Raw genomic sequence first — 14,827 nt, 5'->3', positions numbered from 1 at the left:
TCTCAGGACAGCACCATGGCCACCATGAAGGGGATGAAAGCCAGTGCAAACAGCGTACTGAGCAGCGCGGTACCGGCCGCCTGACGTGGCGCCGTATCCAGCAGAGTGGCAATGACCACGGTATTGGCGGCGATGGGGGTAATGGAAATCAGAAAGATGGCCTGGTGGACCGCGCTGTCATAAATGCCCAGCACCGCCGCATCCAGCCACCAGAGCGCCACCGCCACCAGCGGCCAGATCACGAACTTGCCGAAGAACGCCAGCCCGGTGAATCGCAGGTTCCCCGCCAGCCCGCGAAAGCTGAGGATACCCATGCCGATAATCATCATGCCGAGGATGCTGTAGGCGCCGCGCAGGTTATCGAACAGCGGCGTCAGCACCTCGTGGATACCCACCCCCGACAGGTTCAGCACCACCGCCAGCCCGAAGGCATACACCGAGGGCAGCCGGGCCACCCTCAGCAGTGCATCGCGGATGCCATATCGCCCCCGGGCCGCCAGGTAAAAACCCACGGAGTTCTCGAACAGGGTGGTGCCCAGCATGCAGACAATATAAAGCGCCAGACCCTGCTCGCCGAACAGCAGCAACGCCACCGGTATGCCGAAGTAACCGGTATTGCCGGTACCTACAGACAAGGGAATGATACTGGCACTGCCGTCGTGCAGCATCCGCCGGGCCAGCCACAGGTGGGCCAGGCCAATCAGTGAGCACAGGGCAAATACCAGAAACGGCAGCAGAATGACTTCCGGCGACAGTGGCGCCGCCATCACCCCGGAAAACACTACCGACGGGGTGACGATGTACAGCATGATGCCGGCAATATGGCGGCCGCTGGCCTGCAGATAGCGACCGGCAATCCACCCCAGGGCGACGGTGATATACAGCGGCAGCAGCTTGAACAGCAGGGCGAGTGCAGCGGTCATGACATCTCCTGATGAGGGACCGCCATTGTAGCCTCAGTTATCGGGCCCGTCGCGGCCCCTTTCCGCCCTGAGTTTTTCCAGCTCTTCTTCCGCCGCCCGACGGGCAGCCCGCTCCTTCATCAGCTGGACGGTGCTGCCGGAGAGCTTGCCGTACATTTCCAGAATGGCCTTGACCATCACTGATGTGGTGCCGCTCAGCGTCCGGTCGGCTTCGTCCGCCGCCTCTTCGATGGAATACCCGGCGCGGATGGAGAATGTCATCAGGGCCATGCGCCGGTCCGACTCGAGAATATGAAAGGCCAGCCACCGCGTCAGGAAGTCGAACATGTCGGCCAGGGTACTCTCCTCACCCTGCTGACGCCGACCCTCGTAATACCGGATCTGCTCAAAGAAGTATTCATGGGCCTTGTGGTGGTTGGCTTCCAGGCTGCTGCCGCTGAAATACTGCTGCCAGATGGCCTCCTCGCAGCTGAAGTGGTACCCGGCATAGTCCAGCAGTTCGTCCACCACGTCGCCAGCGCGCAGCTCGTCCTGTTCGGCGGACAGGTGCCAGGCGAGACGATTGACGATCTCCACCAGCTTCTGGTGCTGCTCGTCAATCTGATCAATTCCGGTTTCGAACTGGCTGGTCCAGGGGAATAGCTGGAAGTCAGGCGAGGGGGCAGACCGTTGAGACATAGGGTCACCATCCTTCATTGGAGCATTTAGGTACCCGGTGCCGCCCGAGTACATCAGCATCACCACACCGGTCGTACCCCTCAGGAGGTAATCTACAGGATATTTGGTAAATGGCCGCCCGCCTTTGACAATCATCAAACCTTTTGCACTTCCCACTTTATACCCTAGCGCTGCAGTCGGGTTTTATAACGAAAACGGAGAGCAGACCAATGGCCGAGCGCTTTACCAAAGGCATGGCCAGGAACATCTATCTGGGGGGAAGTGCCTTCTTCGTCCTCTTGTTCCTGGCGTTGACTTTTGACACTCAGCTTCGGGCAATGCCCGAACGGGACAACCGCGACCAGCTGACCGATCAGGTGGTTCGCGGCAAACACCTGTGGGAAGAGAACAACTGCGTGGGTTGTCATTCCATCATGGGCGAAGGGGCCTATTTCGCACCGGAACTGGGCAACGTGTTTGACCGCCGGGGCGGTGGCAACAGCGAGGTCTTCAGGTCCTACCTGAATGCCTGGATGAACGCCATGCCAACCAACGTTCCCGGGCGCCGGCAGATGCCGAATTTCAATCTGACCGACGACGAGATCGACGATCTCGCGGCGTTCCTGGAGTGGACCTCCAAGATTGACGACAACGACTGGCCACCCAACATCGAAGGCTGAGGGCACCGATATGAAATACGAATCGCAAAAAGTGGCAATGCCCTACTTTATCTTCGCCCTGATCCTGTTTGCCGGCCAGATCGTGTTTGGCCTGGTACTGGGGCTTCAATACGTTGTGGGTGATTTCCTGTTCCCGGAGATTCCCTTCAACGTCGCGCGGATGGTTCATACCAACCTGCTGATTGTCTGGCTGCTATTCGGCTTCATGGGGGCGACCTACTACATGGTGCCGGAAGAATCCCAGACCGAGCTGCACAGCCCGCTGCTTGCCTGGATTCTGTTCTGGGTGTTCGCCGCTGCCGGCACCCTGACTATCCTCGGCTACCTGTTCGTGGACTACGCCCGCCTGGCGGAACTGACCTTCAACGAATACTTCCCCACCATGGGGCGGGAATTCCTTGAACAACCCACCATCACCAAGTTCGGCATACTCGTGGTGGTCGGCGGCTTCCTCTACAACGTCATGATGACGGCCCTGAGGGGGCGCAAGACGGTGGTGAATATCGTGCTGGTCACCGGCCTGATCGGGCTGGCGGTACTGTGGCTGTTTGCCTTCTACAATCCGGGTAACCTGGCCACCGACAAGTACTTCTGGTGGTTTGTCATCCACCTGTGGGTTGAAGGCGTGTGGGAGCTGATCATGGGCGCCATCCTGGCCTACGTGCTGATCAAGCTCACCGGTGTCGACCGGGAGGTCATCGAGAAGTGGCTGTACGTGATCGTTGCCATGGCGCTGATTACCGGCATCATCGGTACCGGGCACCACTTCTTCTGGATCGGGCCGCCCGAGTACTGGCTGTGGCTGGGCTCCGTGTTCTCGGCGCTGGAACCGCTGCCGTTCTTTATGATGGTGGTCTTCGCCTTCACCATGATCAACCGGCGCCGCCGTAACCATCCCAACAAGGCGGCCCTGCTGTGGGCCATGGGCACCACCGTGATGGCCTTCCTGGGTGCCGGCGTGTGGGGCTTCCTGCACACCCTGGCACCGGTGAACTGGTTCACCCATGGTAGCCAGATCACGGCAGCCCACGGCCACATGGCGTTCTATGGTGCCTATGTGATGATCGTACTGACCATCATTTCCTACGCGGTGCCGATCATGCGTGGCCGCCCCTACGGCAACAGCAACACGGCGCAGGTCGTGGAAATGTGGGGCTTCTGGCTGATGACCATCTCCATGGTGTTCATCACCCTGTTCCTCACCGCCGCCGGTGTGCTGCAGGTGTGGCTGCAACGTATTCCGGAGAGCGGTGAGGCCATGTCCTTCATGGCAGGCCAGGATCAGCTCACCATCTTCTACTGGATGCGATTCGTAGCTGGCGCCTTCTTCATGGCCGGCCTGGTGGTGTACCTGGGCAGCTTCTTTATCAAGGGGCAGGCAAGCCCCGCCGAAGAAGTCCGTGGCCCGGCAACCGCCGACGCCTGATCCGCACTATCCGCCGGGGCCTGCGGGCCCCGGTCATTCCCTCAACCTCCGGACCAACGCTGTGCATGCGCAAACCGTCAACAGCAAGGACACCCTCCAGCAGAAGCGGCTGATCACACGCAGCGCGTTCTTCCTGCTGTTCCTGCTCGCGCCTGTGCTCAATATTTTTCGCTACGACCTGACCGAAACCCGTTTCGTGCTGTTCGGCTTTCCCCTGTCATTCAACCTGGACCCGGCCTGGGTCATTCAGAGTTCACCGGCGGAAGTGGCCGGGCAGATCCTGTTCTGGTTCGTACTGCCGATTCTCGTTCTGGTGCCGCTGGCACTGTGGATTTTCTTCAAGTGGGGGCGCCTGTACTGTGGCTGGTTGTGCCCGCACTTCTCCGTGGTCGAGACCATCAATAACCTGATGACCCGGATCACCGGCCGACCCACGCTCTGGGAGGCCCTCAGAAAAGGCAACACCGGCAAGGGCCTTCACTGGGCCGGCCTGACCCTGGTCTGCGCACTGATCGGTTTTTCCTGGGCGCTGGCACTGCTTTCTTACCTGTTGCCGCCCCTCCCCCTTTATACCGATCTGGTAACCGGCCAGCTGGGCCGCTATCCAGCCATTTTCCTGGCGGTCGCCACCGCTGTGTTCACCTTTGACTTTCTGTTTGCCCGGCACCTGTTCTGCAAATTCGGTTGTGCCGTCGGGCTGGTGCAGAGCATCGCCTGGATGACCAATGGCCGCGGCCCGGTGGTCACCTTCGACACCACACGGGCCGCCGCCTGCCGCGACTGCACCAAAGCCTGCGACGAGGCCTGCCCCATGCGCCTGCCCACCCGCAGCCACAAGCGGGCCAAGTTCTCCTGCACCCAGTGCCTGCAATGTGTCAGTGCCTGCCGCGAGGTCCAGAAGGACAACCCGGACGGCTCCCTGCTGCACTGGGAGCCCGGCACACCGGGCAGGCAGACCGTGTTGATACCAATGCGTCAGATCGACACCACACCACCCACACGCCTGAACACGGGGGGTTGATATGGAAGAGTGGGTAGGCTTCAAATGGCATGAATACATTACCCGCCATGCCATGGGCGAGTTCCCGGAACATGCGGTGCATCTCAAAGATGAAGCCCGCACCCTGGGCGTACTGTTCCGGGCCCTGGGAGGCGACCCGGCCCTGAGCCTGGTGGTGGCCGAACCCCGCCACTTCCGCACCCGCCGCCGTTTCCTGCAGAAACTGGCGGGCACCCACAAGAAGTTCGAGCTGGCCTGGCGGGACGAACAGAGCCTGCGCCTGCCGGACCGACTGGCGTTGTTTCCCTCGCTACAACTCAACCGCGACCTGTACCTGTGGCTTGCCGCCCTCGCCTCCCAGGGCGAATGTACCGACGATGGCTGGCTGACCAGCAACCAGGCCATGGTGCAGACCCTGCTCTCCCGATGGCCCGGCCTGGAGCCTGTTTACCAGCGCCTGGTCCGCCACACCCTGCAGTGGCGCCCGGACCCGGGCACCCTGCCCGAGGCGGAAAGTCACCGGGAAAAAGCCATCCGCCAGGCCCTGATCCATCCGGGCAGCGTGGAATCACTGCCGGCAGCGGATTCCGACCCCTGGCCGGTGATCATCTGGCTTTATCCCACCCTCTCGCCTGGCAAGATCTCCGGTCAGATTATCGGCGACGACAACACCACCTCGAAACCCGGTGGTCTGGAGAAAAAGCGCAAACGCCGCCGGGCCGAACGGGTGGATTCCTTCGACAAGGACCAGGGGCTGATGCTGTTCCGCCTGGAAAGCCTGTTCTCCTGGAGCGAGTTCATTCCCGTGGACCGGGCCGGAGACGACACTGAGGAAGAAGACGCCGACGCGGTGGCGGATGACATGGACATGATCTCGGTGTCCAGCGACCGCCGCGAGTCCTCTTCCGCCATCAAGTTCGACCTGGACCTGCCCTCGGAAGAGAACGACGACCTGCACCTGGGCCCGGGCATTCACCTGCCGGAATGGGACTGGCGCAGCCAGAGCTACCGGGACAATTACTGCTGTCTGCACCCCATGCTCAGCAAGGAGTCGGTGCCGTCGAGGCTTCCGGACCATCTGTCCCGCTCTGCCATGACACTGCGCCGCCAGTTCAGCGCCCTGAAACCGCTGCGCCAGTGGGAGCGACGGCAGACCGAGGGGGAAGAACTGGACCTTGACGCCTGCATGGACCGGGAAGTTCAGCACCGTCGAGGCACCGGTGCCATAGACCAGAAGCTGTTCCGCCGCTGCAAAAAGAACCAGCGGGACCTGGCCTGCCTGATCCTCGCGGACATCTCCATGTCGACGGACACCTTCATCAACAACAACCAGCGGGTGATCGACATCGCCCGGGACGGGCTGCAATTGCTCAGTGAAGCCCTGCAGGCCAGCCGCGATCCATTCGCCCTGTTTGCGTTCTCATCCCGACGCCGGGACCATGTACGCTTCCACCACATCAAGGCGTTTGACGAACCCTACAACGACGTCAGCCGGGGCCGCATCCAGGCCCTGGAGCCGGGTTATTACACCCGCATGGGCGCCGCCATCCGCCAGGCCACCCGGTTGCTGCAGGGGCGACACGAGCACCAGAAGATCCTGCTATTGCTCACCGACGGCAAGCCCAATGACCTGGACCTGTACGAAGGCCGGTACGGCGTGGAAGACACCCGCATGGCGGTGCAGGAAGCCCAGCGAGCAGGCCTGACGCCGTTCTGCGTCACCATTGATGACGACGCCAGTGAATACCTGCCCTACGTGTTCGGCAGCAACAACTTTGTGGTCATCAAGGACCCGGTCCAGCTGCCCCTGCAGTTGCCCAAGCTCTACATGAACCTGACCCGCTGATCCGCATGGAAAACGCCTCATCCGACAACCGTCACCTGCCCGGCGACCTGGCCGTCTGGTTCTTTATCTTTGCGGAACTGGCGGTGTTCGGCATCTTCTTCATCGGCTTCGGCATCGCCCGCAGCCTGGACCCGGACACCTTCTCGGCCGGCCGGGCCGCTTTGCATCCCTGGACCGGGCTGATCAACACCATCGGCCTGATTACCGCCAGCTATCTGGTGGCCGTGGCCGTGCACCGCCTGCGTCACCGCCAGACCCGGGTCGCCCTGCTGCTTTGGGGGGCCATTGCCGCGTCCTCCATCTATACCTTCGGCAAGCTCTGGGAATACGTGGAGCTGTACAGCGGCGGTTACAACCTGGGGACGGACACCTTCTTCATGTTCTATTTCTTCCTCACCTTCTTCCACTTCATGCACGTGGTACTGGGCCAGATCATCCTGGTGGTACTGGCGGTGAAGGTGAAAAACGGCGACTACAACGGTGACGACATGAACGGCATGGAGTCGGGCGCGTCCTACTGGCACATGGTGGATCTGGTGTGGCTGGTGCTGTTCCCGATGCTGTACGTGCTTGCCTGAGGAGGCCGGAATGCTGGCAATCTATATCGCGCTGATGATCTGCACCATGGTGCCGGTGCTCGCCATGCAGGCAGGGGCGAACCCTTCGCTGCTCATATGGCTGGTGTTTGCGCTGGTGGTGGTCAAGGCTGCGCTACTGGTGGACCACTTCATGGAGATGCGCAAGGCCCCGCCGGGCTGGCGCTTCGCAGCCCAGGCCTGGGCCCCCATCGTGGTTGCGGCACTGGCCGTGATTCAGCTGTTTAACTGACGGCTCAAAGCCACTTTCGCGGAAAATAGGGCGGCTTTTCCCCGATAGCCTGGGCCAGGGCAATCATGCCCCAAAGCACAAAGCTGGTATGCAGCACGATGGCCCACACAATGGCCCCGGTCCAGAAATTGCCGGTATGGCCGAAGGCCAGCCAGAACGCCCCAACGCCGCCGAAAATCAGCACCGCACCGATGATCGACATATAAAACGTCGCCCGCGCATGCATCCGTCGCAGTTCCGGCATGTCGGCAGAGCGCAGGTAGAGCCACAGCAGCACCGCAAACCCGATGACCGGCAGCGCCAGCAGGTTCAGCAGATACCAGATCACCGGCACCACGGCGGCGCTACCAGGTTTAGTCTGGCCTTCCGAATACGGCATACACCACCTCCATCAATGCGTTCACGGTTGCCTCGTCGTCAGACAAGGGTTCAATCATCCCGGACCGGCAGGCCCGGGCTACCGGCACGCCCGCCCTTACCAGATGGGCGGTATGAATCAGCAGACGCGTGGAAGCTGCCTCCTCCAGATCATGGTCCTTCAGGTTACGCACTGACTGGGCCAGGCTCACCAACTGCGCTGCCAGGTCCCGGTCACAGCCGGACTCCTCCATCACGATGGTCTGCTCCAGTTCCGTTGCCGGGTAATCGAAACTCAGCGACACGAAGCGCTGCCGGGTGCTGGGCTTCATGCCCTTGAGCAGGCTCTGGTAACCGGGATTGTAGGACACCACCAGCATGAACCCCGGCGCTGCGTTCAGTACCTCACCGGTGCGTTCGATGGGCAGCTCCCGGCGATCGTCCGCCAGCGGGTGCAGCACCACCGTGGTGTCCTTGCGGGCCTCCACCACCTCATCAAGGTAGCAGATACCCCCTTCCCGGACGGCCCGGGTCAGCGGGCCATCCTGCCAGTAGGTGCCTTCCGGACCGATCAGGTGCCGGCCTACCAGATCCGCAGCGGTCAGGTCGTCATGGCAGGCCACGGTATAGACCGGCCGATCCAGCTGTTCCGCCATATAGCGGACAAACCGGGTCTTGCCACAACCCGTGGGGCCCTTGATCAGAACGGGCAGGCCGTTATCGGCTGCAGCGCGGAACAGCTCAACCTCGTGGCCGACCGGTTGGTAAAACGTCATTGGCTACTATCCTCTGAATGCTGACTGTCATGCCGGGCGAACCCGGCAACCCACTCGGGGAAGGCCGCGAAGGCCTGGCGATCATCCTCACGTTGCCGCCTGACCAGGGCCTGCTCACAGTTGGCAGCGGCCTCACGCCAGCCGGCGTGGCGATACCACGCGGCGGCTATCAGCGGCGGGCCAGACCAGGTCACGACCAGCCCGTTCTTGTCCAGGAACGGCTCAACAAAGCCCAGCTCCGAGACCGCGGCGTGGGTATTGTTATGGAGCAAAAGCCCCAGCGCCGAGCTATAGTCACCTGCCTCATAGAGCTGCCCGGGATCCGGTGAAACGCCCTCTTTTCGAAGGGCTTCCACGGGCAATTCGGCACCCAGCGGGTCCTGGCCGGCCACGGTCGCCAGGTCACGGTCTTCCAGTTCCGCCAACCCCCGTACGCCGGCTGACCGGCGGGTTATCCAGGCAGGCTGCGGGAGATCGCCCGCGGAATTGACCGCCACCAGTGCCGGCGATTCACCGGCACCCGGAATACCGACGCGAAACACCAGCGCCCGGGCCGGATCATTACTGTTGAAACGGATGTCTGCTGTACACCCCTGAGTATTCAGATAGCCCTCAAGGCGGCGGCGTGCCACCTCCGACACGCGACCGTCAGGCTCAATACCGATCAGCACAGTCCGCTCCCCGGAATATGCCACTCCCCCGAAGAGGCCGAGCGTGGCCCCTGCCAGTAACCCGGCCACGATGACACGCTGAAGCTCAAAGCCCAAGTGAGTGGGCCCGGCTGGTAAAGAAGATGCCACTGGGATTTTCAGCACTGAGTGTGGCCACCGGGTCAAGGGTACGGGTGTCGTACACAGTTACCCGGTTGCTGTCCCGGGCAGAGACCCAGACCCTCTCTCCCCTGGGAGTGAACTCCATGTGCAACACCGCCTTGCCGGGCTCCAGAGTATGGATGATCTTCCGGGTGCGGGCATCGATCACCTGGATAACGTCATTGTCCGGGTGGGCAAAGCTCACCCAGATCTGCCGGTTATCGGGGCTGGCCATGACAAACACCGGCTGGCCCTGCACGTCAATTCGATCCATCAGGGACCAGTCGTTCATATCCGCCACCAGCACCTGGTGGTGCCCTACTGCCGGCACGAAAGCACGACCATCGGCGATCGCCCAGCCCTCCAGGTGCGGCATCTTGTAGACCGGCAGTTTCTGCTCGCCCTTGCCGTAACCCGGCAGAATGTCGGTGACCCCGGCCTGCGGCTCCCAGAGGTCCAGCATGGACAGGCCATCTTCACCGAACAACCCGGCAATATAGTAACGGCCATCCGGCGTGATCAGGCCATCATAGGGGGCATCGCCGGCATCGTAACGGGTGATCTCGTGGGAATCGGCAGCCATATCGAGGGTCCAGATCTCACCAGCGTCGAAAAGGCTGAACACAAACTGGTTGCCCGGAGCATCCACCAGCCCGACGGTTTTGGACTGGGCGGTCTCACCCTCGGCATTGGTATAGGTGGCGGGGACATCGGCCACCAGCGCCAGGGTCTCGCTGTCGAACACTTTCACGCCGCCGGGCTCATAGTTGGACACGGCCACATAACGGCCGTCCTGAGAGATGGCGCCGCCGATGCTGTTGCCGGACTGCATAACCCGCTCGGTGATGGAACGGGTCAGCAGGTCCACCTTCGTCAACCCACCGTCACGCCCGAAGACATAGCCATAACGACCATCCCGAGAATACACCACAGAAGCGTGGGACAGGTCGCCCAGGCCCTCGACACGGCCCAGCACGCTGTTGCCTGTGGTTTCCACCACCAGCACGGAACCCGAGGCCCGCTCGATCACCAGCCCCAGGTCACCGGTGCCTCGCAACTCGTTCACCGTGGCCGGGCTCTGGCAAGCGCTCAGGCCTAACAGCATCACCATAACGAGGGCCAGCATTATCGCTTTCTGTCTCATGAGGTCTCCCGCTTCATTCTTGCGGCCCTTTGATCAGGGCACCAGACTTGAGTCGTTCGCTGATCCAGACAATTTCCGGCTCACTGAGCAGCGCCTTCCAGGGCGGCATGGCAGTGCCCGGCACCCCCTCCCGGATCAGTGCGGCGACGGCCCCCGCCGACATCCGCTCCAGATCATCAGGGCGCAGTGGCGGGCCCAGGCCACCCCGGAGTGTCATACCGTGGCAGGAACCGCAGTCCTGAAGTACCAGATTGCTCAGGTCAGCCTCATCAATGCCGTCTTCACTGGCAACAGTCACGGGGGTAATCAGCAGCACCAAAACCAGCAAACGGCGGGGCCAGGCCTTCAGACGGGATATCAACGCACTCATGAGCCACTCCCGGGTCATATGGTCGTCATCGTGAAGTCCGTGACGATTGGCGGCCTTGACATCCGTTAAGCCGGGCGGAGGAAGGCCGGGAATCTTTCGGTGTACTCATGGCGAGGTAGGAAGCCGGACAATTTTTGCACATCTGACATTGGTCAATGTTCCAGCCCGGAAAGAAGCGAAACCTAAAGGAACGTTGTACAACAAGGAGAGAACCTGATGAGACTAACCAACCCATTTTTCAAACCTCTGGCCCTTGTGGTGGCGGTCGCGTCCTTTGGCGTGATGACCACCCAGGCGGCCCCCAAGGACCCCGATCCTTCTTCCACCGCCTACGAGGGCACCTCCAGTGCGGTTGATCCGGAATCGGCACAAGTGGTTCGCACGCCGGGAGCCCCGGATCTGACCGACGCCGAGTTCCAGGAAGCCAAGCAGATCTACTTCGAACGTTGCGCCGGCTGCCACGGTGTCCTGCGCAAGGGTGCCACCGGCAAGCCACTGACCCCCGACATCACCCAGGAACGGGGCATGGATTACCTCAAGGCCTTTATCAGTTATGGCTCGCCGGCAGGCATGCCGAACTGGCTGACCTCCGGGGACTTCACCGAAGACGAAGTCGAGCTGATGGCCAAGTACATCATGCACGAACCACCCCAGCCGCCGGAATACAGCCTTGAAGACATGAAGGCCACCTGGGAAGTAATCGTGCCGCCGGAGGAACGCCCTACCGAGCAGATGAACGACCTGAACCTAGAGAACCTGTTCAGCGTGACACTGCGGGATGCCGGCCAGATTGCACTCATCTCCGGCGACACCAAGGAAATCGTCGAGGTGATTGATACCGGCTACGCCGTTCACATCTCACGGATGTCTGCCTCCGGCCGTTATGTGATGGTGATTGGCCGGGATGCCCTGGTCAACATGATCGACCTGTGGATGGAAGAGCCCGGCACCGTGGCCAAGATCAAGGTCGGCATGGAGGCCCGCTCGGTGGAAACCTCCAAGTACGAGGGCTATGAGGATCAGTACGCCATCGCCGGCACCTACTGGCCGCCCCAGTTCGTGATCATGGATGGCCAGACCCTGGAGCCGAAGAAAATCGTCGGCACCCGGGGCATGACCGTGGACACTCAGGAATACCACCCGGAGCCACGGGTTGCCGCGATTGTGGCCTCCCACGAACATCCGGAATTCATCGTCAACATCAAGGAAACCGGCAAGATCAAGCTGGTGAACTATGAGGATCTGGAAAACCTCTCCATCACCACCATCGACGCCGCACGGTTCCTGCATGACGGTGGCTGGGATTCCAGCATGCGCTACTTCCTGACCGCCGCCAACAATTCCGACAAGATCGCCGTGGTTGACTCCAGGGACCGGAACCTGGAGGCCATGATCGACGTGGGCAAGATTCCCCACCCGGGTCGTGGCGCCAACTTCGTCGACCCGGAACATGGTCCGGTGTGGGCAACCAGTCACCTGGGCGACCCCACCATCCAGCTGATCGGCACCGACCCGGAAGGTCACCCGGACAATGCCTGGCAGGTGGTGCGGACCCTGGACGGTCAGGGCGGCGGCTCGCTGTTCATCAAGACCCATCCGGAGTCCGACAACCTGTGGGTGGATACCGCTCTGAACCCGGCGGAGTCCATCAGCCAGAGCGTGGCCGTGTTCGACATCAATGACCTGGAAGCCGGCTACGAAGTACTGCCGATCGCCGAGTGGGCCGACCTGGGCGAAGGTCCGAAACGGGTCGTGCAGCCGGAGTACAACGTGGAAGGCGATGAAGTCTGGTTCTCGGTGTGGAACACCCAGGACAAGAAATCTGCCCTGGTTGTCGTGGACGACAAAACGCGCGAGCTGAAGAAGGTGATCACCGATGAACGGCTGGTGACGCCAACCGGCAAGTTCAACGTCTACAACACCCAGCACGACGTGTACTGATCGCTGACCACCGGCGGAGATGACCCGATGAAACTGGACCGCACCGACCAGCAACTGATCAACCTGTACCAGCGGGGCCTGCCTGTCTGCGAGCGCCCCTACGAAGTGATGGCCGGCAAACTGGGCATCAGCGAAGACGAGTTGATTCAGCGGCTGCGACGGCTGCAGTCCGATCGGGTCATCAGCCGGGTGGGACCGGTCTTTGAACACCACCGCGCCGGCGCAAGCCTGCTGGCGGCGGTGGCGGCGCCACCGGAACAGATGGATCTGGTGGCTGCCCGCATCAACCGTGCCCCGGGCGTGAATCACAACTACGCCCGGGAGCACCCCTACAATCTCTGGTTCGTCATGACCGCGCCGGACGAGGACACCCTCGACGAGCGGCTCGACGAGCTGGAACAGCAGCTACGGCTGCCGATACTGCGACTCCCCATGGTGGAGGGCTACCACATCGATCTGGGCTTCGCTATCGACTGGGAGGCCCTGGCATGACACCAAGACTGCATACCGATGTCTGCTCGGTACTCAGGAATTCGCCACCGGCCAGCCCGTGGGGGCTGTTACGCCTGCGCAAGCTGCTGGAGAAGGGGGTGCCCCTCACGCCCCGACCGTTCCAGACCCTGGCGGAGCAGGCAGGCCTGAGCGAAGCCCAGGTTATGGACGCCGTCGACTGTTGGCAAAACGACGGCCTGATCAAGCGCATGGGGCTGGTGGTACAACACCGCACCCTGGGCTACCGGGCCAATGCCATGGTGGTGTGGGATATTCCAGACGAGCAGGTCAGCCGCCTGGGCCGGCAGTTTGCCGACATCCCCTTCGTGACTCTCTGCTACCAGCGCCCGAGGCGACTGCCTGACTGGCCCTACAACCTGTTCTGCATGATCCACGGTGTTTCCCGGGACCGGGTGGAGGGGCAGATCGAAGAGCTGATCCGCACCCACCAGCTCCAGCAATGCCCCCACGCCGTGCTGTTCAGCAGCAAGGCTTACCGGCAACGGGGAGGCTGTTATGTCGGCTCAGACTGAAGCGCCGTTGTTCACCGGGGTAGAGCGGGCCGTCATCAACCGGTTACAGCTTGGCCTGCCGCTCACACCCAGGCCTTACGCCGACGTGGCAGAGGAGCTGGGCATCAGCGAGGAAGCCCTGCTCGATACCCTCACCCGCCTGCTCGACAACGGCACCCTGACCCGCTTCGGTCCCATGTTCCATGCCGGTGAAATGGGCGGCGGCCTGACCCTGGCTGCCATGCGGATCCCCGACCACGCGTTCGCAGCGGTGACCGAACAGGTCAACCACTTTGACGAGGTGGCCCACAACTACCGCCGGGAGCACGATCTGAACATGTGGTTTGTGCTGGCAACGGAAACCCGCGAAGACATTGACCGGGTCATTGCCGATATTGAAGCGGCCACCGGTTACCCGGTCTACAACATGCCCAAGGAGGAGGAGTTCCATGTCAACCTTCACTTCCCCGTCTGATCAACCCTATGTCCTGTGTCAGCGGGACCGCGCCCTGATACTGGCCACCCAGGGCGGCCTGCCACTGGAACCCGATCCCTGGGAGGACCTTGCCCGCCAGCTGGGCATGTCCGCCGATGAGGTGCTGGCCCGCTTCCGACGCATGCAGGAGCACGGCATTATCCGTCGCGTTGCCGCTGTGCCGGATCACTACCGGCTGGGCTACCGTTTCAACGGCATGACCGTGTGGGACGTGGCCGATGACCAGGTCTCCGAAATGGGCCGGGCGGTGGGCAATCTTCCCTTTGTCAGTCACTGCTACCGGCGACCCCGACACCTGCCCTGGTGGCGCTACAACCTGTTCGCCATGGTCCACGGCACCAGCCGCGACGAGGTCGAGCAGAAGGCCGGGCATATCGAGGCACTGCTGGGCAACGCGTCTCGCGCCAGCACCATTCTGTACAGCTCGGCAATCCTCAAGAAAACCGGATTGCGCTTCAGGGAACAGAAAAAGGCTTCCTGAAGTACTCCATCGAAGGTATGGAGTCACGCCGCCGACAGCGCGATAGTGACAGGGCACAGAGCCGGTAAAGGCCAGCCCGGAGAGGC

The 14,827-nt window shown here is 61.9% G+C and carries 18 protein-coding genes; 11 read left to right on the top strand and 7 right to left on the bottom strand.

Features of this window, described 5'->3' with window-relative positions; all coding sequences use genetic code 11:
* Positions 1-2: 2 nt before the first annotated feature.
* On the bottom strand, positions 3-923 hold the full coding sequence (locus IE079_RS13430) for an AEC family transporter (RefSeq protein ID WP_189577267.1): 921 nt from the start codon (positions 921-923) through the stop codon (positions 3-5).
* Positions 924-956: 33 nt separating this feature from the next.
* Complete coding sequence (locus IE079_RS13425) at positions 957-1,601, bottom strand: bacteriohemerythrin (RefSeq protein WP_189577265.1); 645 nt, start codon at positions 1,599-1,601, stop codon at positions 957-959.
* A 209-nt stretch (positions 1,602-1,810) separates the two neighbouring features.
* On the opposite strand from IE079_RS13425, the gene IE079_RS13420 reads away from it, so the two are divergent.
* From IE079_RS13420 to IE079_RS13395, 6 genes are all read left to right on the top strand, one after another.
* Entirely contained in the window at positions 1,811-2,260 is a 450-nt protein-coding gene (locus IE079_RS13420; RefSeq protein WP_189577263.1) for a c-type cytochrome, read from the top strand.
* 10 nt (positions 2,261-2,270) lie between these two features.
* Positions 2,271-3,686, top strand: a complete 1,416-nt coding sequence (locus IE079_RS13415; RefSeq protein ID WP_189577261.1) for a cbb3-type cytochrome c oxidase subunit I — start codon at positions 2,271-2,273, stop codon at positions 3,684-3,686.
* Positions 3,687-3,747: 61 nt separating this feature from the next.
* On the top strand, positions 3,748-4,707 hold the full coding sequence (locus tag IE079_RS13410) for a 4Fe-4S binding protein (protein WP_189577259.1): 960 nt from the start codon (positions 3,748-3,750) through the stop codon (positions 4,705-4,707).
* A 1-nt stretch (position 4,708) separates the two neighbouring features.
* Positions 4,709-6,532 carry a nitric oxide reductase activation protein NorD gene (locus IE079_RS13405; protein WP_189577257.1) on the top strand — a complete coding sequence of 608 codons (1,824 nt, stop codon included), beginning with the start codon at positions 4,709-4,711 and terminating at the stop codon, positions 6,530-6,532.
* A gap of 5 nt (positions 6,533-6,537) precedes the next feature.
* On the top strand, positions 6,538-7,110 hold the full coding sequence (locus IE079_RS13400; RefSeq protein ID WP_189577255.1) for a cytochrome c oxidase subunit 3: 573 nt from the start codon (positions 6,538-6,540) through the stop codon (positions 7,108-7,110).
* 10 nt (positions 7,111-7,120) lie between these two features.
* Positions 7,121-7,360 (top strand): cytochrome C oxidase subunit IV family protein, encoded by a 240-nt coding sequence (locus tag IE079_RS13395; protein ID WP_189577253.1) that lies wholly within the window; start codon positions 7,121-7,123, stop codon positions 7,358-7,360.
* A 4-nt stretch (positions 7,361-7,364) separates the two neighbouring features.
* On the opposite strand, the gene IE079_RS13390 is transcribed toward IE079_RS13395, so the two are convergent.
* The 5 genes from IE079_RS13390 to IE079_RS13370 form a co-directional block, all read right to left on the bottom strand.
* Positions 7,365-7,739 (bottom strand): hypothetical protein, encoded by a 375-nt coding sequence (locus tag IE079_RS13390; RefSeq protein WP_189577251.1) that lies wholly within the window; start codon positions 7,737-7,739, stop codon positions 7,365-7,367.
* Positions 7,714-8,493 (bottom strand): CbbQ/NirQ/NorQ/GpvN family protein, encoded by a 780-nt coding sequence (locus tag IE079_RS13385; protein ID WP_189577249.1) that lies wholly within the window; start codon positions 8,491-8,493, stop codon positions 7,714-7,716. Before IE079_RS13385 ends, IE079_RS13390 begins: the two co-directional genes overlap by 26 nt.
* A complete protein-coding gene (locus IE079_RS13380) occupies positions 8,490-9,164 on the bottom strand; it encodes a PhnD/SsuA/transferrin family substrate-binding protein (protein ID WP_189577247.1) in 675 nt (224 codons plus the stop codon). Before IE079_RS13380 ends, IE079_RS13385 begins: the two co-directional genes overlap by 4 nt.
* A gap of 85 nt (positions 9,165-9,249) precedes the next feature.
* Complete coding sequence (locus IE079_RS13375; RefSeq protein ID WP_189577245.1) at positions 9,250-10,449, bottom strand: cytochrome D1 domain-containing protein; 1,200 nt, start codon at positions 10,447-10,449, stop codon at positions 9,250-9,252.
* A gap of 13 nt (positions 10,450-10,462) precedes the next feature.
* The gene (locus IE079_RS13370; RefSeq protein WP_189577243.1) at positions 10,463-10,819 is read right to left on the bottom strand and encodes a c-type cytochrome; all 357 of its coding nucleotides are present in this window, start codon (positions 10,817-10,819) and stop codon (positions 10,463-10,465) included.
* 282 nt (positions 10,820-11,101) lie between these two features.
* Here IE079_RS13370 and IE079_RS13365 point away from each other — a divergent pair, with 282 nt between their 5' ends.
* Genes IE079_RS13365 through ahbB (IE079_RS13345) form a run of 5 tightly spaced genes read left to right on the top strand, consistent with a single transcriptional unit; the run spans position 11,102 to position 14,741 of the window.
* Positions 11,102-12,760 (top strand): cytochrome D1 domain-containing protein, encoded by a 1,659-nt coding sequence (locus tag IE079_RS13365; protein ID WP_373296213.1) that lies wholly within the window; start codon positions 11,102-11,104, stop codon positions 12,758-12,760.
* A 27-nt stretch (positions 12,761-12,787) separates the two neighbouring features.
* Positions 12,788-13,252: an AsnC family transcriptional regulator gene (locus tag IE079_RS13360; protein ID WP_189577239.1), complete on the top strand. Its 465-nt coding sequence runs from the start codon at positions 12,788-12,790 to the stop codon at positions 13,250-13,252.
* The gene (ahbB, locus tag IE079_RS13355; RefSeq protein ID WP_189577237.1) at positions 13,249-13,785 is read left to right on the top strand and encodes a siroheme decarboxylase subunit beta; all 537 of its coding nucleotides are present in this window, start codon (positions 13,249-13,251) and stop codon (positions 13,783-13,785) included. Before IE079_RS13360 ends, ahbB (IE079_RS13355) begins: the two co-directional genes overlap by 4 nt.
* On the top strand, positions 13,769-14,239 hold the full coding sequence (locus tag IE079_RS13350; protein WP_189577236.1) for an Lrp/AsnC family transcriptional regulator: 471 nt from the start codon (positions 13,769-13,771) through the stop codon (positions 14,237-14,239). Before ahbB (IE079_RS13355) ends, IE079_RS13350 begins: the two co-directional genes overlap by 17 nt.
* Positions 14,214-14,741 carry a siroheme decarboxylase subunit beta gene (gene ahbB / locus IE079_RS13345; RefSeq protein ID WP_189577234.1) on the top strand — a complete coding sequence of 176 codons (528 nt, stop codon included), beginning with the start codon at positions 14,214-14,216 and terminating at the stop codon, positions 14,739-14,741. The genes IE079_RS13350 and ahbB (IE079_RS13345) overlap by 26 nt, the downstream gene beginning before the upstream one ends.
* The last annotated feature ends 86 nt before the right edge of the window (positions 14,742-14,827 follow it).

The sequence above is a fragment of the Marinobacter zhanjiangensis genome (assembly GCF_014651935.1).
Classification (GTDB): Bacteria; Pseudomonadota; Gammaproteobacteria; order Pseudomonadales; family Oleiphilaceae; genus Marinobacter; species Marinobacter zhanjiangensis.
This window is presented reverse-complemented; position numbering and strand designations above follow the sequence as displayed.

Coding starts and splice junctions, on each gene's coding strand:
- IE079_RS13405 (WP_189577257.1), top strand. CDS start 4,709: ATGGAAGAGTGGGTAGGCTTCAAATGGCATGAATACATTACCCGCCAT.
- IE079_RS13400 (WP_189577255.1), top strand. CDS start 6,538: ATGGAAAACGCCTCATCCGACAACCGTCACCTGCCCGGCGACCTGGCC.
- IE079_RS13370 (WP_189577243.1), bottom strand. CDS start 10,819: ATGAGTGCGTTGATATCCCGTCTGAAGGCCTGGCCCCGCCGTTTGCTG.
- IE079_RS13415 (WP_189577261.1), top strand. CDS start 2,271: ATGAAATACGAATCGCAAAAAGTGGCAATGCCCTACTTTATCTTCGCC.
- ahbB (WP_189577237.1), top strand. CDS start 13,249: ATGACACCAAGACTGCATACCGATGTCTGCTCGGTACTCAGGAATTCG.
- IE079_RS13430 (WP_189577267.1), bottom strand. CDS start 923: ATGACCGCTGCACTCGCCCTGCTGTTCAAGCTGCTGCCGCTGTATATC.
- ahbB (WP_189577234.1), top strand. CDS start 14,214: ATGTCAACCTTCACTTCCCCGTCTGATCAACCCTATGTCCTGTGTCAG.
- IE079_RS13425 (WP_189577265.1), bottom strand. CDS start 1,601: ATGTCTCAACGGTCTGCCCCCTCGCCTGACTTCCAGCTATTCCCCTGG.
- IE079_RS13375 (WP_189577245.1), bottom strand. CDS start 10,449: ATGAGACAGAAAGCGATAATGCTGGCCCTCGTTATGGTGATGCTGTTA.
- IE079_RS13395 (WP_189577253.1), top strand. CDS start 7,121: ATGCTGGCAATCTATATCGCGCTGATGATCTGCACCATGGTGCCGGTG.
- IE079_RS13420 (WP_189577263.1), top strand. CDS start 1,811: ATGGCCGAGCGCTTTACCAAAGGCATGGCCAGGAACATCTATCTGGGG.
- IE079_RS13350 (WP_189577236.1), top strand. CDS start 13,769: ATGTCGGCTCAGACTGAAGCGCCGTTGTTCACCGGGGTAGAGCGGGCC.
- IE079_RS13360 (WP_189577239.1), top strand. CDS start 12,788: ATGAAACTGGACCGCACCGACCAGCAACTGATCAACCTGTACCAGCGG.
- IE079_RS13390 (WP_189577251.1), bottom strand. CDS start 7,739: ATGCCGTATTCGGAAGGCCAGACTAAACCTGGTAGCGCCGCCGTGGTG.
- IE079_RS13365 (WP_373296213.1), top strand. CDS start 11,102: ATGACCACCCAGGCGGCCCCCAAGGACCCCGATCCTTCTTCCACCGCC.
- IE079_RS13385 (WP_189577249.1), bottom strand. CDS start 8,493: ATGACGTTTTACCAACCGGTCGGCCACGAGGTTGAGCTGTTCCGCGCT.